General features: G+C 34.8%; 21 protein-coding genes and 1 pseudogene. 10 read left to right on the forward strand and 12 right to left on the reverse strand.

The window, feature by feature from the left end; all coding sequences use genetic code 11:
• Positions 1-17 precede the first annotated feature (17 nt).
• The 3 genes from CM19_RS09620 to map all read right to left on the reverse strand — a co-directional run bounded on the left by CM19_RS09620 (position 18) and on the right by map (position 2405).
• Positions 18-224 (reverse strand): hypothetical protein, encoded by a 207-nt coding sequence (locus tag CM19_RS09620; protein ID WP_048100222.1) that lies wholly within the window; start codon positions 222-224, stop codon positions 18-20.
• Positions 225-230: 6 nt separating this feature from the next.
• Positions 231-1382 carry a DUF1512 domain-containing protein gene (locus CM19_RS09625; RefSeq protein ID WP_048100223.1) on the reverse strand — a complete coding sequence of 384 codons (1152 nt, stop codon included), beginning with the start codon at positions 1380-1382 and terminating at the stop codon, positions 231-233.
• 129 nt (positions 1383-1511) lie between these two features.
• Entirely contained in the window at positions 1512-2405 is an 894-nt protein-coding gene (map, locus tag CM19_RS09630) for a type II methionyl aminopeptidase (RefSeq protein ID WP_048100224.1), read from the reverse strand.
• 47 nt (positions 2406-2452) lie between these two features.
• Here map and CM19_RS09635 point away from each other — a divergent pair, with 47 nt between their 5' ends.
• The 4 genes from CM19_RS09635 to CM19_RS09650 are packed head-to-tail and all read left to right on the forward strand — an operon-like array spanning position 2453 to position 6924.
• Positions 2453-3133 carry a metal-dependent hydrolase gene (locus CM19_RS09635; protein WP_048100283.1) on the forward strand — a complete coding sequence of 227 codons (681 nt, stop codon included), beginning with the start codon at positions 2453-2455 and terminating at the stop codon, positions 3131-3133.
• 5 nt (positions 3134-3138) lie between these two features.
• Positions 3139-4539: a phenylalanine--tRNA ligase subunit alpha gene (gene pheS, locus CM19_RS09640; RefSeq protein ID WP_048100225.1), complete on the forward strand. Its 1401-nt coding sequence runs from the start codon at positions 3139-3141 to the stop codon at positions 4537-4539.
• The gene (pheT, locus tag CM19_RS09645; RefSeq protein WP_048100226.1) at positions 4533-6158 is read left to right on the forward strand and encodes a phenylalanine--tRNA ligase subunit beta; all 1626 of its coding nucleotides are present in this window, start codon (positions 4533-4535) and stop codon (positions 6156-6158) included. The genes pheS and pheT overlap by 7 nt, the downstream gene beginning before the upstream one ends.
• A 1-nt stretch (position 6159) precedes the next feature.
• Positions 6160-6924 (forward strand): alpha/beta fold hydrolase, encoded by a 765-nt coding sequence (locus CM19_RS09650; protein WP_081801263.1) that lies wholly within the window; start codon positions 6160-6162, stop codon positions 6922-6924.
• Here CM19_RS09650 and CM19_RS09655 read toward each other — a convergent pair.
• A complete protein-coding gene (locus CM19_RS09655) occupies positions 6910-7698 on the reverse strand; it encodes a nicotinamide mononucleotide deamidase-related protein (RefSeq protein ID WP_048100227.1) in 789 nt (262 codons plus the stop codon). The two genes, CM19_RS09650 and CM19_RS09655, sit on opposite strands and share 15 nt — an antisense overlap.
• 33 nt (positions 7699-7731) lie before the next feature.
• Between CM19_RS09655 and CM19_RS09660 the strand changes: the two genes are divergently transcribed.
• Positions 7732-8931: an aminotransferase-like domain-containing protein gene (locus CM19_RS09660; RefSeq protein ID WP_048100285.1), complete on the forward strand. Its 1200-nt coding sequence runs from the start codon at positions 7732-7734 to the stop codon at positions 8929-8931.
• Here CM19_RS09660 and CM19_RS09665 read toward each other — a convergent pair.
• A complete protein-coding gene (locus CM19_RS09665) occupies positions 8921-9781 on the reverse strand; it encodes an MDR/zinc-dependent alcohol dehydrogenase-like family protein (RefSeq protein ID WP_048100228.1) in 861 nt (286 codons plus the stop codon). The two genes, CM19_RS09660 and CM19_RS09665, sit on opposite strands and share 11 nt — an antisense overlap.
• A gap of 51 nt (positions 9782-9832) precedes the next feature.
• On the opposite strand from CM19_RS09665, the gene CM19_RS09670 reads away from it, so the two are divergent.
• Positions 9833-10192, forward strand: a complete 360-nt coding sequence (locus tag CM19_RS09670; protein ID WP_048100229.1) for a helix-turn-helix domain-containing protein — start codon at positions 9833-9835, stop codon at positions 10190-10192.
• 36 nt (positions 10193-10228) lie between these two features.
• Here the strand turns inward: CM19_RS09670 and CM19_RS09675 are convergent, their stop codons facing one another.
• A complete protein-coding gene (locus CM19_RS09675) occupies positions 10229-10621 on the reverse strand; it encodes a hypothetical protein (protein WP_048100230.1) in 393 nt (130 codons plus the stop codon).
• Positions 10622-10683: 62 nt separating this feature from the next.
• Between CM19_RS09675 and CM19_RS09680 the strand changes: the two genes are divergently transcribed.
• From CM19_RS09680 to CM19_RS09690, 3 genes are read left to right on the forward strand one after another with little or no spacing between them, the layout of a single operon-like run.
• On the forward strand, positions 10684-11382 hold the full coding sequence (locus CM19_RS09680; RefSeq protein ID WP_048100231.1) for a DUF2192 domain-containing protein: 699 nt from the start codon (positions 10684-10686) through the stop codon (positions 11380-11382).
• Positions 11383-11417: 35 nt separating this feature from the next.
• Positions 11418-12320, forward strand: coding sequence for a CBS domain-containing protein (locus CM19_RS09685; RefSeq protein WP_048100232.1), 903 nt, complete (start codon positions 11418-11420; stop codon positions 12318-12320).
• On the forward strand, positions 12308-12649 hold the full coding sequence (locus CM19_RS09690) for a M67 family metallopeptidase (RefSeq protein WP_048100233.1): 342 nt from the start codon (positions 12308-12310) through the stop codon (positions 12647-12649). The genes CM19_RS09685 and CM19_RS09690 overlap by 13 nt, the downstream gene beginning before the upstream one ends.
• On the opposite strand, the gene CM19_RS09695 is transcribed toward CM19_RS09690, so the two are convergent.
• The 4 genes from CM19_RS09695 to CM19_RS09710 are packed head-to-tail and all read right to left on the reverse strand — an operon-like array spanning position 12566 to position 17811.
• A complete protein-coding gene (locus CM19_RS09695; protein WP_420804726.1) occupies positions 12566-15181 on the reverse strand; it encodes an ATP-dependent helicase in 2616 nt (871 codons plus the stop codon). The two genes, CM19_RS09690 and CM19_RS09695, sit on opposite strands and share 84 nt — an antisense overlap.
• A gap of 45 nt (positions 15182-15226) precedes the next feature.
• Positions 15227-16597 carry a glycosyltransferase family 2 protein gene (locus tag CM19_RS09700; RefSeq protein WP_200869407.1) on the reverse strand — a complete coding sequence of 457 codons (1371 nt, stop codon included), beginning with the start codon at positions 16595-16597 and terminating at the stop codon, positions 15227-15229.
• Positions 16590-17168: a ParB N-terminal domain-containing protein gene (locus CM19_RS09705; RefSeq protein ID WP_048100236.1), complete on the reverse strand. Its 579-nt coding sequence runs from the start codon at positions 17166-17168 to the stop codon at positions 16590-16592. Before CM19_RS09705 ends, CM19_RS09700 begins: the two co-directional genes overlap by 8 nt.
• Positions 17119-17811, reverse strand: coding sequence for an endonuclease III domain-containing protein (locus tag CM19_RS09710; RefSeq protein WP_048100237.1), 693 nt, complete (start codon positions 17809-17811; stop codon positions 17119-17121). The genes CM19_RS09705 and CM19_RS09710 overlap by 50 nt, the downstream gene beginning before the upstream one ends.
• Positions 17812-17850: 39 nt before the next feature.
• Between CM19_RS09710 and CM19_RS09715 the strand changes: the two are divergent.
• Positions 17851-18126 (forward strand): annotated as a pseudogene (locus CM19_RS09715) (hypothetical protein); the annotation flags it as partial.
• A gap of 131 nt (positions 18127-18257) precedes the next feature.
• Here the strand turns inward: CM19_RS09715 and CM19_RS09720 are convergent.
• Both CM19_RS09720 and CM19_RS09725 read right to left on the reverse strand, forming a co-directional pair.
• Positions 18258-20429 carry a tRNA(Met) cytidine acetyltransferase TmcA gene (locus tag CM19_RS09720; RefSeq protein WP_048100239.1) on the reverse strand — a complete coding sequence of 724 codons (2172 nt, stop codon included), beginning with the start codon at positions 20427-20429 and terminating at the stop codon, positions 18258-18260.
• A complete protein-coding gene (locus CM19_RS09725; protein ID WP_048100240.1) occupies positions 20413-21360 on the reverse strand; it encodes a 2-hydroxyacid dehydrogenase in 948 nt (315 codons plus the stop codon). The genes CM19_RS09720 and CM19_RS09725 overlap by 17 nt, the downstream gene beginning before the upstream one ends.
• Positions 21361-21409 lie beyond the last annotated feature (49 nt).

Genomic DNA, 21409 nt, shown 5'->3' on the forward strand with positions numbered 1-21409 from the left:
GTCGTTAGTATAAAAAATTATCTTTTGGCCTGTTGAGGCTGTAACTTTATAGCATAAATCCCAGCGATGTAAAGCTTTCCTCCATCTTTTGGACATGTTCCAACAAGTTTTGGAACAAAATCTCCTTCTTGAAAGTCCCTCTCGATTGAGTAATCGCAAGACATACACTTAATTAATGTTTTAGTGATTAGAGGTTGTTTTGAAGAATCAGATGAAATAGCCATCTATTATCACTGTGCTATTCCTGCTGTATTTCCAACTCCTACTAATACGACAGAATCTCCAGGCTTTGTTCTTTCTCTTATGAGATCCTTCACATAGTTTACTACTTTGTCAGCTGAATCGTAGACTTCTTTTCTCATTTCTGTTATTGCTTCTTCCATACTCATTTTGACAATTACTGCATCTATGGGTATATTATACTTAGTTGCTACTCTTTCTATAGCTATTTTTTCAGGTCCTGGATCTCCCATAGCTACTCCCATTCCTTCAGCTATACTTCCAGTATCTTCTCCTTCTAACTTGAGTGCAGCATCTACAGTTATAATTCTAGATACTTTACTTCCTTCTTTTTCTATAATATTTTGAACTGCTTCGCCAGGTGTTCCAACAGTAGCCATTGGACCCTCTGCCTTAACTACTATTAATCTTCTCCCTTCGAATTCCATTGTACCAGCTATAATGTCCTTGCTTGGGACCCATTTATCATTTATATTCATGAGGAATCTTGATGCTACTAGTGGACCTAAACCATCGCCTACAGGTATTCCTTGAAGGAAGACCTTCTGAGCCCTAGCATATGCCTCAGCCAATTTTACATATATTGGGGCTACCATTTGTAATTGATACATTATCATTATACTATTTAATTTTTTCGCCATTAGTAAATAATGTCTAATTATTTTAAATATCATATTTAATGCATTTACTACCTCTGCAGAAATCTCTATTTGACTCCTAGTCATTGGATCAATGTTTGGTGAATATTTTGTTATCATCTCTCTAACAGTATCCTCGTTAGCTCTGAGTAAAAGTTTCATTCTACTTATTATATCTGTTGGTTCTATATTAACAGGGTCTATAACGAATCTTTCCATTACCTTATTTATAAACTGTTGAGGCTCTGGAAAGTTCTTATCTTTCAATAGTTTCTCAGCCATACTCTTTGAATCTTTTAGATAGCCTTCTATCATATAAAGGTTCTTTTCTACATCCCTACTTAGAAATCCAATTTGCATCTTCTGCTGAAATCCTGGAAAGAAACTAGCTACTATAAATCCCATAAACACTATGTAAAGTATTGTGGTCAGTAAGAACTCTGAACTAGAACTGCCTCCTAATCCTTGCGCCATTGCTACTATATTAAATATGTCAAACAACATGTTTCTCTATAGATTAGCTGTTTTCATACAAATTAAGCTTTTAGCAAATATCCTTATATATTCATTCCTTCTCACAAGCCTATATTAAATATAATTTAAAAAGAAAAGTAAAAAGGTAAGATTCTAGTATTATGTTATCACGATAGTTTCCTCTTTCCCTACATAAACAGTATGCTCAAATTGAGCTACAATTCCTTTCCTTACTTCTAAAAGTACTGGATAAGAATAGAGACATTTTTTCCTTGTTAATGCCTTTAGGGAATTCTCAACTACTTCTTTGTCTCCAAGGTCAGAAAGCCATCTTTCTGAAAATGGAAGTGCTTTAAATCTAGAATTAATCGTATCAAGGAATTTTTTTTCTGTTTCGTTTAGTCCTTTGGCCGATGGAGATCTAAGAGAATAGATCGTCTCTTCTTTACCTTCTACAACTTCTCCATAGCCATCAGTTGCAAATGGCTCAATGGCAAACGTATTATCTAGAAGGATTTTTCCAGCATTATGCTGATAAACGTTCGGAACAAATATCCCTGCATGAAGTTCATACTTCCGTATAAGATGTCCTCCTAAGTTTCTTATTGGAGTATATCCATTAATTTTTATTGCTCTTTCAATAAGTTTTCCGATTTCACCTAAACTATTGCCTGGTTTAAAGTTAGAGATAGCTGCACGTAAGGCATCTCTAGTTGCGTCCAATAGCTTATTGTATTTATCATCAAGCGAAACAGTTACTGCGGTATCAGTTATAATACCACCAATATGTGCACCTATATCTAGTTTGACTACTGCGCCTTCTGGTATAACTTTATCATCGTTAATTTTAGGGCTGTAATGCGCTGCCTCATAATTTATTGATAGATTACAGGGAAATGCTGGAAAGGCCCCTCTGTCAATTATAATTTTTTCTACCGCTTCACAGACATCTAGAACCTTAACACCCGGTTTTATTAATTTAGATCCATAATCTCTCGCTTCAGCAGCAATTTTCCCTGCATTAATAAGAACCTTTAGCTCATCCTCTGACATTGCATATCCTAATGAAACTTTTAACCTTCATAATATTATTATTTCCTATGCCAGAGTTAAGGTGGATAGGTCACGCAGCTGTAGAACTAGATCTTAAAGACAAGAAGATTATTATAGATCCGTTTATCACTGATAATCCAAAGTCGGCAGTTAGACTAGAGTACTTTGATAGTTTTGATATAATTGTAGTGACCCACGATCACTATGATCATCTAGGTAATACCGTTGATATAGTAAAGCGAAACTCAAAGGTAAAGATCTTAGCTACTTATGACCTAGAAGTTTATTTGAATAAGGAATTTAAAATTCCATTTGAGAGAATGATACCAGCAAACGTCGGTGGCTATATTAATGAGGGGGAGATCAGATTTGCACTTACTCAAGCTATACACTCAAGTGAGCATAGTGATCCTACAGGAGTAATTGTTAGCGATGGCTCAGTAACAATATATCATGCAGGCGATACAGGTTTATTTGAGGGAATGAAACTTATTGGGGAAGTATTTTCTCCAGACTATGCTTTGCTTCCAATAGGCGGGAGGTTTACTATGGATCCTCATCAAGCCGCAATAGCTGTTTCTATGATAAAACCGAAGAAAGCGTCAATCCCAATACACTATAATACATGGGACGCAATAAAAGTAGACCCTTCTGATTTCGAGAAAGAAGTAAAGGAGAGAGGATACAGATCTATAATACTTAATCCAGGGGATAAATTAGAGCTGTGAAGTAAATGATAAGCGAAAATGAGGCAAAAATTTTAGGTCTTCTGTCTTCGAAGAAAGTATTGAAAGCTTCTGAGATTTCAGAGTATCTTGGAATTCCTCTGAGTTCAGTGTTTAGCCTGGCTAATCTATTGAAAGAAAAAGGTTACGTATCAATTAAAGAAGAAGAAAATAAGCTTCTAGAGCTAACAGATGAGGGAAAACTTAGGCTAAAAAACGGTTTACCAGAAGATGTATTGATTTCTAAACTTAATGGAAGTAGCGTAAAGATATCTGAAGCTAAAGAGATATTAGGTAAAGACTTTAATATAGCCCTAAGTTGGGCAAAGAGAAAGAATCTAGTTCAAATTTCTAACGATATGATAATTCCTAAATATACATCTTATACATCTCCAGAGTTCGAGTATCTGAGAAAGGTAAGCTTAGGAGAAAAAATTGATACAGTAATAACTAAGGAACTTGAAAGGAGAGGGTTAGTAAGAGAAATTAGGAGCAAGGATATGGAGATCTCACTTATTAAGGATGTAGATGTACGTCAGTCAATAACATTTCTAACTCCTGAATTAATAGCTTCAGGAGACTGGAAAAACTATACTCTTAAGGAATATAACGTCGCAGCATTTCCACCATTTATTCAGTTGGGTAAACTTCACTTCTTTAGAGAGTTCTTAGAAAGAGTAAAGGATGCAATGGTTAGTTTAGGATTTGAAGAAGTTAGAGGGAACTTTGTTGAGATGGAATTCTATAATTTTGATATGCTTTTTCAAGCTCAAGATCATCCTGCTAGGGAGATCCATGACAGCTTTCAAGTTGAAGGTAAGGGAAAATTACCTAAAGATGAACTAGTAAAAAATGTCAGAGAAGTTCACGAGAAGTGGTGGAGATATGAATGGAATCAAGACATCTCTAAGAGGTTAGTCTTGAGGAGTCAAACTACAGCAGTTACAGCAAGGCAGTTGACTATAAGGCGAGGGGAAACAAAAGTGTTTACAATTGGTAAAGTCTTTAGACCTGATGCAATAGACGCAACTCACCTTATAGAATTTCATCAGTTAGATGGATTAATAATAGAGAAAGATTTTAGCTTTGTTGATTTACTCTCTATTTTGAAAGAAATATTCTTTAGGATAGGTATAAAGGAAGTCAAGTTTAAACCAGGTTATTTTCCATTTACCGAGCCAAGCGTAGAGATTTATGGCTATATAAATGGTTTAGGTTGGGTAGAAATGGCAGGATCTGGTCTCTTAAGACCAGAAGTAACTGAACCAGCCGGTGTGAACATGCCAGCCGGTGCCTGGGGATTAGGACTAGATAGATTAGCGATGTTAATGATGAGTGTAAACGACATAAGAAACTTGTATTCTGACGATATAGAGTACTTAAGGGAGAGGAGGATAGACCTATGGTAACTATAGTAGTTAAAGAATCCAAAATCTTAGAAAAGGTTAAACTAACAGAAAAGGAGCTAGAGGAGGTTTTATTTAACCTTAAGTCAGAAACAGAAAAAATAGGAGAAGATGAACTATCAATAGAGATCAATGCAGATAGATTAGATATGCTAAGTTCAGATGGCATCTCGAGGGCTGTTAAGGGGTTCTTAGGTGTAGAGTTGGGAGAACCTAACTATCAAGTAATTGATACCGACTATAAATTAGTTGTCGAGAAAGTCTCTCAAAGACCTTATGCATTAGCCGCTGTAGTTTATGATGTAAATCTAGACGATGACTTCATAAAGGAACTCATTCAGTTTCAAGAGAAATTACATGATACTATAGGTAGAAAAAGGAAAAAAGTCGCAATAGGTATTCATGATTTAGGAAAAATTAGAGAAAAAGAGATACACTATAGGTTAGCTTCCCTTAACGAAAGTTTTGTTCCATTAAATCAAAGAGTTTTAATGGAAATAAGTGATGTTCTAACGCATACAGATCAAGGTAAACTTTATGCTAATATCTCGTTATTTAATGGTACAGTACCAGCAATAGCCGAGGCTAGCGGAGATATATTAAGTCTTCCACCTATAATAAATTCAGATAGGACTAAAATAGATAATAATACATCTAAATTATTTATTGATGTAACTGGAACAAACTTTGACGCAGTAGCAGAGACATTAGATATAATAGTAAGTAATCTGGCTGAGGGAGGGAGCAAAATAGGTAGAGTTAATGTAGTTTCAGATTACTCTAACTTTTCACCCATAATGAGGCACAACAGACTAGAGTTCAATTCTATGGACATAAATAGAAGATTAGGTTTTTCCCTAACTTCTGAGGATATTGTACACTACTTGCGCAAATCTAGAATGGAAGCTGAAGCAATAGTAGATAAGGTAGCAGTAATAGTACCTCAGTATCGCGTGGACATAATGACATATACAGACGTCGCAGAGGATGTAGGAATGATGTACGGGTATCAGAAGATTTCCCTAAAGAAACCTGGGTTATCTGAGATGGGAAAGTTAAATCCTATGACAAAACTAGAAAGGAATTTTAGGGAGTTGGTTATAGGAGCGGGTTTCCAGGAGATTTTCTCTCTTGTGCTTATTCGAGGTTCTCTATTACAAGGAAATTATGTTAGTATAGTTAACTCGATCTCTGAAGAGTATAACGCTGTTAGAAATTCTTTAATCTGGACTTCTCTAAAGTTTTTGGAGAAAAATCAATTTGCTAGATTTCCAATAAAAATTTTTGAAGTAGGAGAAGTCGTAGTTAGAGATGAGAGCACAGACACAGGTTATAGAAATGAAAACAGATCTTCTCTAGCTATAATGGACAGTAAAGTTAAGTACGAGGACTTACAGTCAGTTCTACATCAAGTTATTAAAGGTCTCACAGGAAAATATCCTATATATTCCCCAATAACGATGGAGTTTCTGATTGGTGGAAGAGCTTCTAGGCTACTTCTGAATAATCAGTGCCTAGGAATAATAGGAGAAGTTCATCCAAACACTTTGGTAAAATATGGAATAAAATATCCTGTAGTAATTGCTGAAATTTACCTTGAAAAAATAACAGAAGTGATGTAGATTGCCATACATTTATTTAGAGGATGTAAGACTTTACTACGAAATTCATGGAAGTGGTAAACCCATAGTTTTAATTCACCACTTAGGTGGTTCATCTAAAAGTTGGAGAGACGTTGTTTTACCTCTTTCTGAAGAGTTCATGGTAATAGTCTATGACCTTAGAGGTCATGGTAGATCCTCAGTACCTCCACTTGAGTATACAATTTCAGATCACGCTAGGGATTTAAGGAATTTAATAGATTATCTTCGTTTAGATAATCCTATACTTGTCGGACACTCTATTGGTAGTTTAATCGCATTAGAATATTCTTTACAATATCATCTGGATAAAATGTTACTTATAGGTGCACTTTATAAATCTCCTAACCCAGAACCTTATTGGATATATGTAAATATAGCATCACAATTTGGTATGCGTGCTCTAGCGGAATATAGAAGAATAAAGGGCGACTTTCCTGATTCTCTAACTAAGAATTCAAAGGCCTGGTTATCTTTGAACGAGGTATATTCAGAAAATAGTCCTCTAGGTTATAGGAATACTGTGGAGGGTCTCCTTCATGCTAAAGATTATTCACAGTTTTTATCGAGACTTAATACATCCCTAAGACTGATATATGGTAGTCTAGATAATCTTTCAAAAAACCTTGAGACTTTTAAGTTAGTGCCAAAAATAAAGTATAAGATAATAGATGGATATGGTCATTTACTTAACTTTGAGTGTCCTGATATCTTAGCGAAGTCAATCCTTGAATTACTCAACGATTAGACCTCCTAATTCCTTTACTTTTTCCTTTATTTCTTCTTTACAGTAACTGATTCTCTTATCTAGGTTTATCTCGTCTTTATCACTTCCAGCGATTTGTATTTCAAGCATAGGATTTGATAGTTCATATCCTTTTGGATGAGTTTTTATATATAAATCATATTTTTTTACTAATTGTGTTATAAAAGGTGCTAGAGCCGATTCCATTATACCTTTTACCTCGAAGTTTGCTTCGATATACTTGACGGATGGCTTTTTCTTCAAGAATTTCGATATGAATACCTCTAATACTGCTTCCATTTCTTTTGGAACTCCAGGTGTGGATAGAATTTCTATCATTCCCCGTTCCATGTATATCCCTGGGGCAATACCAACATAATTTTCTACTGGTTCAGCTCCTAGCGGTAGCATGGCCATTTTCATTCTTTCTTGGGTTATTTCTATTCCTTTTTGTAGGTATTTTGTTTTTACTTGGTTTAATGCGTTTTCATTAAGTGTTAGTGGAACACCTAAGGCTTTTGCTAATCCTTCAGATGTTTTGTCATCATAAGTTGGACCTAAACCCCCTGTTGATACTATTATGGCTGGTTCTCTACTAATAGCTTCAGTAAAGGCTTCAGCAATATCGTTTATTTCATCCATTACAACTGTAATTCTTCTTACCTTAAATCCTAAAGAAGTTAGTCTCCTTGCTATATGTGAGGCGTTAGTGTTAACTGTTCTACCTGATAGTATCTCGTTTCCTATAGTGATTATCTCGGCATGAAAAGTCTCCATAAATTAATAAATCCGGTGAATCTAATAATGGTTATGTCTAAATGGGAAAGATTTTTATCTAGGGAGACTTCTCTCCTAAAGACTTCAGAAATTAGAGACCTTCTGAAGTTAACAGAGGGGAAAAACGTAATAAGCCTAGCCGGAGGACTTCCTGATCCATCGACTTTTCCTTCAGAGGATATAAAGAATATAACCGATTATGTACTACAAAATTTCTCTTCAAGAGCTCTCCAGTACTCAGCTACTGCAGGAATTCCAGAACTTAGAGAGTCACTAGTAAATTTATCAAATAAAAGAGGAATTATGAATATAAATAATGAAAATATTTTCGTGACAGTTGGTAGTCAAGAAGCCTTATTTATTCTATTCAATATTCTAGTGGATCCAAAGGATCACGTATTTGTAGAAATGCCAAGCTATTTAGCAGCGCTTAACATCTTAAGGTCTAGAACTCCAACCTTTCATGGAATTCCTGTAACAGATAGTGGAACAGATCTTGACTCCTTAGAACAGCAATTGAAAAGAATGAAAGAAGAAAATCAGAAGCCAAAACTCCTTTATATAATACCTACAGCACAGAACCCTGGAGGCACAACCCTTACGTTAGATGATAGAAAAAGAGTCCTTGAGTTAGCCTCAGAATATGACTTCCTAATAATTGAAGACGATGCTTATGGATTTCTCGTATTTGATGGTGAGGCACCACCTGCTATAAAGGCATTAGATAAAGAAGGAAGAGTTATCTATACTGGGACTTTTAGCAAGATCTTAGCTCCTGGTATGAGATTAGGTTGGATCGTTGCCGATCAAGAGATAATTAATGAAGTTGAATTGTTCAAGCAGAATGTGGATCTTCATACACCTTCATTTACACAATTTATAGCAGCTGAGGCTATAAAAAGAAATGTCATACAGAATAACCTTCCTAAAATAAGGAGCCTTTATAAGGAAAAGAGGGATGTTATGTTAAAGGCAATGGAGGACTACTTCCCTAAGACTGCTAAATGGTCCAAACCCGTGGGAGGAATGTTTGTGTTTGCATGGGCTTCAGAGAAAATTGACACTCTTCAGCTTCTTTCTAAAGCTCTTAATTCCGGTGTGGCATACGTACCCGGCTCAAGTTTCTTCTATGATTACAGCGGAAGGAATACTATGAGACTTAACTTTAGCTTTCCCAACAGGGAACAGCTGGAGAGAGGAATAAAAATACTCGGCCAATTAATTAAAGAGTAACAGGAATCGCCTTGTTTACCTCTACGATAACTCCATTTTTTGAAGTAGGGATTGACGACATTATATCATCAGAATAGCCTATTAATATATTAAATATTTTCTCTGGTATTTTATCTAATAATTGTAACGCGCCTTGAACTTTTTCTGGATATATTTTTACCGAATTCTTAGGACAAGCTGGAGGCCAGGAAGACATAAATGTTGGAATAACTACTGTCCCGTTATCTGTTATTAGCTTTTCTGCCGCATATCTTGCCCAACTACGCATGGTAGCTACAACTACTACATCCCATTTCTTCTCTGGATTTTTAATCGGCGTTATTCCAAGTTCTTTAGGTATTTGTATGTCTGTAAATATATTTACTTCAGAATATGGCGTTAATGCTAAGTGAGTTAGAATAGAGGTTATTCCTGATCCAATTATGAGAACACGCTCTCCTTTATATCTTTCAGCTATTTGTGTAGCTATTGAGGCAAACGGATATAGTAGGATTTTATCCTCGTAGTCGGAGGGTATCTCAAATATAGAGTCATCTGGGATTACAGCAGTCTCGCTTAATAAACCGTCTATTTCAGTTCCTATACCTCCATACTTTTTGGAAAAAGGCATAATGAGCACTTTTTTCCCATTTAATGACGAATCTACATCAAGTCCAACTGCCTCTATTTTTCCCGTACCTATACTTCCAATTATTCTCCATGGTTTTACCCATAAAACTCCAAGATATATTGAATTTTCTATAAAACTAATTAATACTTTCTCTGGTCTTACCATTACAAAGTCCCTATCAATTGGCTTCTCCACGATGTCTTGAATCATAATACCTTGATTAAATATAACTGATATCACGTATGTGAATTAATTGGTTTTGTTTTTAAGTTTTGGGTAGGACGTAAGCTAATGAAAGCTATACATAATCTTGGAAAGGAGGCTAGGCATGATATTATAGAGATTATGTTAGAGAATAGAAGTAGAAAAGCGTTGGCTGATGAATTGGGCTTAACCCCTACTGCAGTAATAAAATTTTCTAGAGGCATGACACATCCTAGTGATGATACAATACTCAAGATCATGGAAATAGCTAACGGTAAGGAAAGACAAAAGATCTTGAAAATCATGTTGAACGAACTCGTTTCGTCTCTTATTGAGATAATCAATGAGTATCCTGATATTAAGGATGAGAAATTAGATGAGTTAAGAAAGATTCTGGATGAGCTAGAGAATAGGAAGGTCATGAAGTCCATTACTAGTATTATGTAACTACCTATAAAATAATAAATATATTTTTATTTAAATTTATGTCTGATTTATTCTATTTGCTTCATATAAAGGGCAAGTAATGCATATACTATAAAACTTGTTTATTGATACTCTTTTGCTGCCATCCTGATTTGTATTAACAGCATCTTCTGGAATTCCTAGTTTTATAGGATCGCTAACATTCCATGCATCGCATGATCCGCTTATTCCATGTCTACACGTTTTGGATTTCCACATTCCTTGAGATTCTGCAATCTTTAACCATGAAATCGATTTCTTAACTCTTTCAAGTTCTTCTAAAACTTTTTTCTGGGAATCTATATCAAATTGCTCATGTGTTTTTATTTCTTCTTCAATTTTTTTAATTTCAGACTCTAACTCTGATGTAGAAGTTAAGATAATTGTGGAGCTTAATTCCTCGTCAGCCATAAATGATAGGTTGTATAATATTCCTTTTTAAGCAAGACTACACATTATCTTAAGGAAATATTATGGTTAAGGAGCTTTACAAGGCTAGAGTGAAAGTACTTACAGATCTTTGGGGAAGAATACTTGACGAGTGGGAAAGCTTAAATAGAGACCAAGTGATTTCCCTGCTTCAAAGCGTATATGAGCAAAATGATCTGAAACCATTTAGAGGTTTCAAATCAAATAACCTCTATGAGAAGGAATTGATCAGCGTTTATGTTATAGGAAAAGAAGGTCTTGGACTATATGACGATTACAAACGGCTTTTTGATATTCTTTTTGATAAGGAAGAACTTTACGATGAGGTAGCTAATCTAATCTGTAATTCGCCTGAGCTAGCGTTTGAGAAAGCTAATAAGGACAAGGATATCCTTGCAAGAGCTTTAAGATTTATTTTCGTTAATGTTGTATTTTCATTTTATGATGATAGAAAATTGATTGATGCTCTAAGAAAACTTTATACCTCTGGAGATGATGCAATTATTCATACAGCGAAGAGTTTTTCTAGGTTCTATACGGCATTCAAGCTTGCTGAAAGTATAGCCGAGGGAGCAATTAGAGATAAAATGAATTACATTGCCATGAAGAAGGCTATTTCCATTAATATAGGTATAGATTATCCTTTACCTAAAGCTAATTATGTTGCTTTGATTTCACAAGAAGTATTTAACGTTAAACCTAAGCTAATTAAGAGAATTCTAGAGATATCTACTAAAACATAGAACTTTTTAAGCGTAGTTATAAATTATAATTAGTTATGCAGAATTTATCATCTACACAAAGGGAGATACTTTTAGCTTTGATAGAACTGTATAATAAAGGAAAAAAGATGATAAAGAGTAAAGACGTTGCAGATATGATAGGAAAGAATGAAGGTACTGTTAGAAACATAATATTGAGTCTTAAGGTTCTTGGTCTAGTAGAGTCAAAACCTGGTCCAAATGGCGGATATTTACCGACGCTCAAGGCTTATGAATTTATAAAGAATCCTACAATATCGCCTATCCTAGATAAACTAAGTCTATACAGAGGAAATATCGAGACAGATATAAAGGTAGATAATATTGAACTCCTTGATGTTACTAATCCCTCTGGAAATAGGGTAATTCTTAAAGTTTCAGGCGATCTTAGGAAAATTAGGCCCGGCGATCCGGTTAGATTAGGCCCTACACCTTATAGTAGACTAGTGGTAGAAGGAGTAGTTATAAGCGCTGACGATAGTAGGAAGGAGGTTCTAATAGACGTTAAAAGGATGATAAGTGTCCCTAAGGAAAAGATTAAGAACATTATAGGTAAGAAGTTAGTCTCTCTAAAATCAGACATGAGTTTAAAGGAGGCCTCTATGATTCTGTACAAGGAAGGTATTAGAGGAGCTCCAGTTCTTGCAGAGGGAGAAAAAGTTCAAGGTATTATTACAACTGCAGATATAATAAAAGCCTTTTTTGAAGGAAATATAGAAGCTAAGGTGTCAGACTATATGAAGAAGAATGTTATATCGATTAGAGATGAAGAAGACGTTCTTGAAGCAATAAGGAAAATGGTTATATATAATGTCGGTAGACTACTCGTGTTGGATTCTGCTCAGAGAGTTATAGGAATAGTAACTAGAACAGATATTCTGAAGTCCATTGCAGGGCTTGAAGGACTTTGGGGAGTCTAAAAGAAAGATGTGGCGTAATAGTTAATGGAAGATTTTATGAAATTCCTAACATATCCACGTCAGATAATGAGTTTGAAATGGATCCAGTCTATCTTAGAAAAGTCCTTTTATTAGGAGAAATTACTGCTATAGTTCACACGCATCTTATTACATGCTTTCCGAGTAATAAGGACATTGAGTGGATGAAAGCCTGGAAAGTTCCATGGGTAATACTTACAAAAAAATGCATAAAAGCGTTTACTTTTTCAGACTTCGGTATAGTTGAGGTCGATATTGATACCCTTCTTTCTAAGGAACTCTATAACCTCGTTATGAAGCTTCTTGATTAGTTCTCTCTTTTCTTCTGCTAGAACTATATCAGAGTGTTCTTTTGCTATTATCTCATAAGCAAAAGGACTAGGGACCGTATTAGGTCCTATAACTTCTACATTTATTTCTCCGTTTCTTACTCTTCTTATAACTTCTATTGCGTTGTTTATATCCATATGATCCTCTAGAATTTCTCTTATAGTTTCTTTTAGTATTGGAAAGTTAGGAATTTCTTTTACAACACTAAGTAAAACCTCAGAATTTATTTGTCTTCTATCTAAGTTAGTCTCTCTTCCTTTGTATCTCTTTAACAGCATAAATGAACGTTCAGCAACATGTCTAAATCTTCTCTTAATTATCTCCGTTCTCATTATGACCTCTGTTAAAATGGTATAAACTTCATTGGGAGAAATCTTATTGAAAATATTTCCTATATCATAATCTCTTCTTTCTGATATCGTGAGTATGAATCCATTATCTGTCATTGAGATTCTGATATCACTATTCAAGTCTTTACTAAGGACATAAGCTAGGGCTCTAGATAGAGAATCAACTACCCTCCTACCATATAGCGTATGAAATATGAAGTTTCTCCTACCTTCTTCGTCGTCGTAAATTTCAATTAGTATAAATTTATCATTAGGAACTTTACCATTGGTAAAAAGATATTCTTCTAATATGTATTCATAGATCGAGAATGCAGCAGTTTTTGATATACAGAAGTCTTTAGAAATTTTCTCTATTGCTTCACTTCTATTAACGTTATTTCTAATCATATTTGTTATATACTCTCTGAACTTACCGACTTCTAATGCAGAATCGTACGCAAGTGGTAATACTTCGGAGAACCAGCTAGGGACTGTAGGTTTTTGTCCCTCTGCTTTTTTTGCTATAATTTTATTTCCTTTACTTGTAATAAACTCATATGTAGAACCGCCTAACACAAATATATCTCCAGGGGATAGAATCTCTACAAATTCTTCCTCTAAGTTACCCACATACTTATTGTTCTCTGTAAATACGGATATGAGCGATTCTTCTGGAATTGTTCCGCTATTCGTATAGAAGATCATTCTGGCTCCTTTCTTCACTCTTATCTTTCCATCATTTTCCCTTACTTTAGCATAGACATTTTTGCTATCTAATTCGTGTCTACCAGTCAAATAATCTATGACCGATTTTAGATCTTCCTCTTTAAGAGTCTCAAAAGTATAGCTTTTCTTGAGAGTGTTATAAAGTAATTCCTTGTCTGTCTCTCCCATAAGAGAGGATGCTACTATTAACTGTGATAAAACATCTAAAGGGTTTCTTGGAATGTAGACCCTATCTATTTTTCTCTCTTTAGCTAACTTAGCTAGGACCGTGCACTCTACTAAATCATCTCTATCAACCACGAGAATAATGCCTTTACTTGTACTTCTTATATGATGTCCAGCTCTGCCTAATCTTTGTAATAATCTGCTTACACTTTTCGGACTGCTTAACAGCAACACAAGGTCTATATAACCTATATCTATTCCAAGTTCTAAGCTAGTAGAAGATACAACAACCTTAAGTTCTCCTTTCTTTAGTTTTTCTTCCACCTCTAGTCTAACGTCCCTACTTAGGCTACTATGATGTGCTCCAATTAGATCTGCGTCAAATAGCTTTTCAGCCTCTACGAGTTTCTTAAGTTTATAAGATACTCTTTCTGCTGCATGTCTAGTGTTAGTAAATACTAAAGTTGTTCTATGTTTCATTATTTCATTAACCATTGTCTTGTAGATTCCCCCATTGATTTCGGTTTCTGTTGCGTTGACTAAATCTCTGACGGGAGAAATCACACGGAGATCTATTCTCTTTAAAAATCTCGCGTCGACTATATTGCAATCTCTATCGATTCCGACTAGAAACTTTGCGATTTCCTCTAATGGCGAGATAGTAGCACTTAATCCTATTCTAGTTACCTTATCTTTCTTTATGTATTCTTCAAATAGTTCAAGGAAACCAGCAAGGTATGATCCTCTTTTACTTCCGGCTAATTCATGAATTTCATCTACAATTATCCATTTTACATCCTTTAGTTTTTGGCTAAATTTAGGCGATACCAAAGATATAGAAAATGATTCTGGAGTTGTGATTAGAATATGTGGAGGAACTTTTAGCATTTTCTGTTTTTGATAAGGCGAAGTGTCACTAGTTCTAATGCCAACTCTAATATCAAAGTCTAGTTTATTTTTACTCTTAATTTCGTTCAATGGTTCTACAAGATTCTTGTACATATCGTTGTTCAGAGCTCTTAAGGGAGATATATAAATAGCGTATATCTTGTCCTCAAGTTTTTTGTTTTCAGCTAACTCCAACAAAGTGTCTAGAATACCAAGGAAAGCTGCTAAAGTTTTCCCACTTCCAGTTGGACTAGACACTAGCACGTTTCTATTTTCCTTAATTAGAGGTATTGCAGATCGCTGTGGAAGAGTAAAGCCCCCATATTTTTCTTTAAACCATGAGGCTACATAAGGTCTTAATAATGAGTAGACCTCCTCATCAGACTGCATTGTAGCGTATTTCAACATTTTATTAAGTTAGAATTGTTTCACTTAAAAACTCGATTTAATCTATTGAATCTCTGATCTATAAGCCCAAGATGTGAAAATATACGCTGCAGAATAGTATAACAACCATATCCCTGAGAGTAAAATACCGTGGAATAGATAAATCAAACTTGATATAAAGAAGAGAATTCCAAAAATTAAGATAATATATTGAATTGTAGTCTTTTGTACTTTACCCTTTGGAGTAACTATGTACTTCCTATCCTTTTTTATAGCGTTAAACATCGAAACTAACATAAATGGTGAAATAGCTACAGTATATGCAGATACTTTGCCTAACGACCTAAGCGCTGTTATAAAATCTAATCCGTTTTTTCTGGCTATCTGTATAAAGTTAACTGCGTATATTCCAAGAATCGAGGCCCATATAAAGAAGAGAATAGGAGAGTTTAGAGGATCGCTACGTGCTATTATGGAATAGAGGGATAATACTAAAGCTGCAATAAAAGTTAAAGCAACAGGAAAGTATTGCATGAGGAATAGTATCATATCTACTTTTTGAATAAAGTTAGCTTTACCATAAATTATCTCCTTTATCCTTCTTGTTAGAACTTCTACAGTTCCCATAGCCCATCTCGTTTGTTGTACAAAAAAAGCGTACAAATTATCAGGGACTTCTACAAATACTGGAGAATCAGAAGAACATATTCTCTTTCCATGTTTAATTAATCTTGTGCCTATTTCTAGATCGTCCTGAATCATCCTATAGTCCCAAGGTCCAATTTCTTGTATTGCAGATCTTTTATACAAAGTTCCACATCCTACAGGGAAGACCTTTAGATTGATCTTATATCTCCCAGTTAATATTGAATTATCACCAATTATTGTAGATACCATTAATCCTTTAGCTAAAAGGGAGAAATTATTTCTTGTATATCCTATCCAGTTCATAGTAACTGCGTCGCATCCAAACTTTAACATGTGAGCGTACGCCCTTTTAAGAGAATCGTTTCTTAGTCTTGCATCAACATCCAGTGTGACAATTAAATCTCCACTAGCTTTTTCATATCCGTAGGCTAGAGCCCCACTTTTAAATCCAAGCTTCCTTTCTCGCCTAAATAATCTAACATGAAGTTCAGCAGGTATACGTAAGCTGTCCTTTATTACTTCAAAATATTTTTCATCATCATCTGATACGATTATTATTTCCATTTTTTCCTTTTCCCAGTAGATTTTATCTAGATTATCTATTAAACCTTGTATTATTTCAACTTTTTCACCTTTAGTTGGAACTATAATAGAAAGGCTTGGATATTTCGATATATCGTCTTCTGGCTCTCTAATCTTACTACCCACTCTAAAGAGGAATAATTGATAACCTAAAGTTAGTGACGGTATTATAAAAATCAAGAGCTGCAGTAATATATCAATAATAGGCATTTATGGAAACTCTTTCCCGTGGGATAATAAAATTATAGGTATGTCTAGTAGTTTTTGGAGGAAATCTTAGTCCCCTAAGAGCAATATTTACAATATAATTCTTCTGTAGTTGAGGCGGAATAATACCACTTTCAGAGTTCTTAATTACATTGATCCCAATGCTCTTTAAATGACTTTCAAATTGCTGTAATTTCCAATATAGAGAATAAGGAGAATTAGCGCAAAGTTTTTTGGAACCTATTCTAACGCATATATTTCCTAGACTTTTGGGAAGAAGAAGTTCTGCTATACCTAAATCACCTATTTTTCGTAACCATCTGTCAACATGGATACTCGGGCTAGAGTAATCTAGGAGTATTACAGGTACTTTAGTTAAACCAAGCTTTATTGATGCGAAAGTTCTATGGTGTCCATCCAAGATTACTCTTGAAGCGGAATCTGCTATAACCGGAGAAATAGACTTTCCCCTTTTTATGCATCTGATAACTGTCTCTACATTTGAAAGTATAACATCTTCATGTGGAATGAGATCTCTTGGATTTAACCACTCTACTGTAATACTCACAGCAGTTGTTTATTGTGCATTTCTCGCATAAAGGGTTTTTCGCCTTACAGGTTAGTCTACCATGTGCTATTAGTAAATGATGCGCCTTCAGATAGGAATCCTTTGGAAATATTTTCATTAAATTCCTAGAAATGGACTCATAATTTTTCCCATCTATACCTAAACGTAATGAAACACGTTTAATATGTGTGTCAACTGGAAATACAGGATATCCTTTACAGGTTAGAAGTACTACATCTGCTGTTTTTTCTCCTACTCCTGGTAAACTCATTAGAATATTCCTAGCTTTATCCTCTTGGTTTAATATATTGTTAAGATCTCCGTATTTATCAAGAATAATATTTGATAATTCAATTATCCTTTTAGCTTTAGAGTTATAGAGCCCAATATTCCTAATTGCCTTGGCGACATTAAGCATATCAGCCTTAGCTAATTTATCTAAGGATATACCGATATTACCCTCAAGGTTATAGTATGCCTTATAAGCTCCACGATCAGTGGAGTTCTGAGATAATATAGTTGCAATAAGAACCTTAAATGGGTCTTTGGTCTTGAGCCAAACATCGTACGCTATGTAATCGGAAGGATTAGTAGTGTAGACACGCTCTAGTTCTTTAAGGATATATCTTCCCTCACATTTCACAGAATGAGTAAAACATCTTTTAAATAAAAAAGAACCACTTTTCAACTGATGTACGAAATTAAGATAGTGTTAGAGGCAATTAAGGATGGTGCCTTAAATCCAGGAGAAGTAGTAGTCAAGACAGGGTTGCCTAGATATGAGATTCTAGCACTGTTTCATGTTCTAGAGGGGCTGAATCTTATAGAGGCAATATACTCAAAGGGTTCGCATAAGGTATATAAGCTCACAAAAAAAGGAAAAGAGATTCTTGAAGGTCTAGAGAAGGGATTAGAACTTGAAATAGCTGTGAAAGGATTTACAGAATCAGTATCATAGATTTCTTTTGACTTACTCTGACCTCCTCCCCGCTCTAAAGAGCGAGGCTTTCAGTTGTAAATATAATTATATGTAAATATAATTATATATTATTATAACCAGATATTTTACTCATTTTCAATTAAGTCAGTTTATATGTCTATTTGCATAAGCTTCCCTAATGCATCCTTAAGAATTTTCTCGGCTTTACTTTGGTTTATGCCTAAGATGATCGATAAATGATACCAGCTTTTTCCTTGAAGACATCTAGCTATAAGTACTCCTAGCTCTATATCGTCAAGATGGATTGGTAAAAGGTAAAAGTACTTTACCAATATGGAATGTACTGCCTCAGCAACAGAATTATATGGGAGTATCCCGTTAACATAAGCCAATATTTTATCTCGATACGATTCTGGAATCTCAAATTTCTTTTCAATTTTACAGCAACTGAGAATCTTTAACAGTATTATCGGATTAATATTAAAATATACCTGATGAGATGTTCTAAGTATCTTGTCCTTTAATAAAGAGTAGAGGTTTTTTGCTAGTTGTTCTATTTGCTTATTTAATGGCTTTATAACTATAATAGAGTATCCTCCCAATCCTTCGTTTTTCTTAGATGCCATATAAACTGGGATAAATCCATTCTTCAGCCAGAAGCTAAGTACCTTAACATCACCTAAAAAAGAGGAACCTATCCAATCGTAACCTTCGCTTAATGCTACTTCCTCTATATGTTGAAGTAGTTTGCTTCCATATCCTCTGCCTTGAAGCGAAGGAGATACAGCTATTCTCATAACTCTAAGTCCCTTAAACAGTCCAAATTCTTTCAATCGAGCATACTTCACTATTCTCTCAGGAATTAGATTGCCTTCTAGTTCTTTCCCCTCATATATTTCATGAATTTTCTCATAGGCAAGATTACCTTCTTCGAGTACTTGTGCTACCGCGGACGAACCGTAGGCAAAAATTCTTTGATTTGGCATATCTCCTAAAAACATAAGGTCATCGGGCGAGTTTCTATAATGTGCAGTTACGAGGACTCCATATACTTCCTTTAATAATTTTTCGTTAGAAAATAGATCCTCTTGTCTAATCTCAGATACAGAGTCTTGAACTGAATAGGAAGGTTCAACTTCAAATAACATGACATCATTTATGAATTTTTCAACGGGGTCTCCTTTAGCGTATCTTATAGGATATGTTAATTTGAGTCTTTGGAGATTAGACTGGTTTAAGGAGTCTAAGAACTTAATGAAAGCCTTATTAGAACCTTCATATCCATAAACTGTTGTTATTAGCGCAACTTTTTCCCATTTACTTACATAGTTTTCAAGATATTCGACACCAAGACTTCCAGCCTCATCCACTATTAACATATCTGCATTGGCATCTTTAGCTAGATCTGGAGAAGTCCATCTTACTATAGCTTCTCCAGCAGTAACTTTCATTATTTTTCCTTCCTTAGATATAACTCTTCTATATCTTATCCCTAGAGCATCTAGTCCTTTTAGTAGAAAGTCTAAAATAGAGTATGAGGAAAAATATGATGGGGACGTAATATATACTGTAATTGGATCTCTTCTTTTCTTAATAAATTCCGCTAATGCTAGACCTACTCCTGCACTTTTCCCCCTTCCTCTAGGTGCAGTAACAGAAAATATTCTTTTTCCTCTTAAGTTAAAAAAATTCGAAAATTCTTCAATTAGTTTAACTTGATCGTTTGAGACACATAGGGAATAAATTGCCTTTGAAATTTTAGCGCTATTTTTTCCTTTTAAGGGCTTATTTGACTCAGATGAGTTAAATGGTTTAAAAAAGACCTCTTGATTCTCAATTACTGCGATGCCTCTGTGTTGTTTAGCTAAGCTTAAGAATCTTTCCTCAAATAGATCTTTGACCTTTCCATCTCTAGTTATGGACTCTTTATATAGCTTTCCCCTACTTATATCATTGCTATACAAAACAATTAACCCTCCTCCGGAGGCTAGGTCTGTAAGCCTTGAAATATAATTTGGTCTAAAATCATCTATTGCATCTAAAATGACTACGTTAAATGTTTCTCCTAAGTATTTTTCTGAAGATGAGTAATCTATATCCACAATCTTACCTATCTTTTCTTTGAATTGATTAAGCCTATTTTTACTTCCATTAATCCACGGATGGAAAGCATAAGCTATTTTAGATTCCTTATTTTTTTCCAAATATTGCTGAACTAGTTGTATTGTATTATCTAATGCATTATCTCCTTGAATAATAACCATTATCCTGTAATATCCTAATTTAGCATCTTCAAAGTACTTTTCAAAATCTAACTTCATAAATTGGTTTCTCCCCTTTTAGCGCTAATAATAAGTTTTTAGTTGCAATTTCGGCCATCCTTTCCCTGGTCTCAACCGTTGCGCTTCCCAAATGAGGAGTTAGAACTACGTTTTCAAGGTTTACCAGTTTGCTATCTCTAGGCAAAGGTTCATTCTCAAAAACGTCAAGTCCGGCTCCTGCAATCCACCCTTCAGTTAGAGCTTTTATCAATGCTTTTTCATCTACTATTTTTCCCCTAGAGGCATTTATTAAGAAAGAATCCTTTTTCATTAATCTTAGTTTATCTTCATTTATCATGTGATATGTTAATTCATTAAGTTCAGCAGATACAATAACAAAGTCTGATGTCTTTAGTAGTTCATCTAAATTTAGGTATTCTGCATCAACGTTATGTCTCTCTCTTGAGTAATACACCACTCTCATACTGAATCCCTTTGCTCTTCTGAGCACAGCTTTCCCTATTCTGCCCATACCTATGATTCCTATAGTTTTTCCAAAGACCTCTCTTCCTAGCATAAACGTAGGATACCAAGGTGTATTCCACTGACCTTTACGTATGACCCTGTCTCCTTCAGCAATTCTTCTTGCTGATGCTAAAATGAGACCAAAAATAAGATCAGCCGTAGCCTCGGTAAGTACTTCTGGTGTGTAAGTAATTATAATTCCCTTTGAAATTGCGTATCTCACATCTATATGATCGTAACCTACGCTGTAAGTACTTATTACTTTTAATTTTGAAGCTACGTCTATTATTTCCTTATCTATTTTCTCAGTGAGTGTGACTAAAGCTCCATCTTTATCCTTAATGTGTTGCATGAGGCATTGTTTAGGTGGTGGATAAACATCTTTCCAAAGGTCTATCTTACACTCCTTTCCTAGTAAACCCAACCAGTCACCTGGCAATTCTTTTGTAACTAGAATGTTGAACATAGATAATTTATTGACTTACTGAATTAAGAGTTTATTTAGACTGACTATG

The organism is Candidatus Acidianus copahuensis, assembly GCF_000632495.1.
Lineage (GTDB): Archaea > Thermoproteota > Thermoprotei_A > Sulfolobales > Sulfolobaceae > Acidianus > Acidianus copahuensis.

Bases quoted from the DNA above. Each gene is read 5' to 3' on its own strand.
- CM19_RS09620 (WP_048100222.1), bottom strand. From the start codon at position 224: ATGGCTATTTCATCTGATTCTTCAAAACAACCTCTAATCACTAAAACA.
- CM19_RS09625 (WP_048100223.1), bottom strand. From the start codon at position 1,382: ATGTTGTTTGACATATTTAATATAGTAGCAATGGCGCAAGGATTAGGA.
- map (WP_048100224.1), bottom strand. From the start codon at position 2,405: ATGTCAGAGGATGAGCTAAAGGTTCTTATTAATGCAGGGAAAATTGCT.
- CM19_RS09635 (WP_048100283.1), top strand. From the start codon at position 2,453: ATGCCAGAGTTAAGGTGGATAGGTCACGCAGCTGTAGAACTAGATCTT.
- pheS (WP_048100225.1), top strand. From the start codon at position 3,139: ATGATAAGCGAAAATGAGGCAAAAATTTTAGGTCTTCTGTCTTCGAAG.
- pheT (WP_048100226.1), top strand. From the start codon at position 4,533: ATGGTAACTATAGTAGTTAAAGAATCCAAAATCTTAGAAAAGGTTAAA.
- CM19_RS09655 (WP_048100227.1), bottom strand. From the start codon at position 7,698: ATGGAGACTTTTCATGCCGAGATAATCACTATAGGAAACGAGATACTA.
- CM19_RS09660 (WP_048100285.1), top strand. From the start codon at position 7,732: ATGTCTAAATGGGAAAGATTTTTATCTAGGGAGACTTCTCTCCTAAAG.
- CM19_RS09670 (WP_048100229.1), top strand. From the start codon at position 9,833: ATGAAAGCTATACATAATCTTGGAAAGGAGGCTAGGCATGATATTATA.
- CM19_RS09675 (WP_048100230.1), bottom strand. From the start codon at position 10,621: ATGGCTGACGAGGAATTAAGCTCCACAATTATCTTAACTTCTACATCA.
- CM19_RS09680 (WP_048100231.1), top strand. From the start codon at position 10,684: ATGGTTAAGGAGCTTTACAAGGCTAGAGTGAAAGTACTTACAGATCTT.
- CM19_RS09685 (WP_048100232.1), top strand. From the start codon at position 11,418: ATGCAGAATTTATCATCTACACAAAGGGAGATACTTTTAGCTTTGATA.
- CM19_RS09720 (WP_048100239.1), bottom strand. From the start codon at position 20,429: ATGAAGTTAGATTTTGAAAAGTACTTTGAAGATGCTAAATTAGGATAT.
- CM19_RS09725 (WP_048100240.1), bottom strand. From the start codon at position 21,360: ATGTTCAACATTCTAGTTACAAAAGAATTGCCAGGTGACTGGTTGGGT.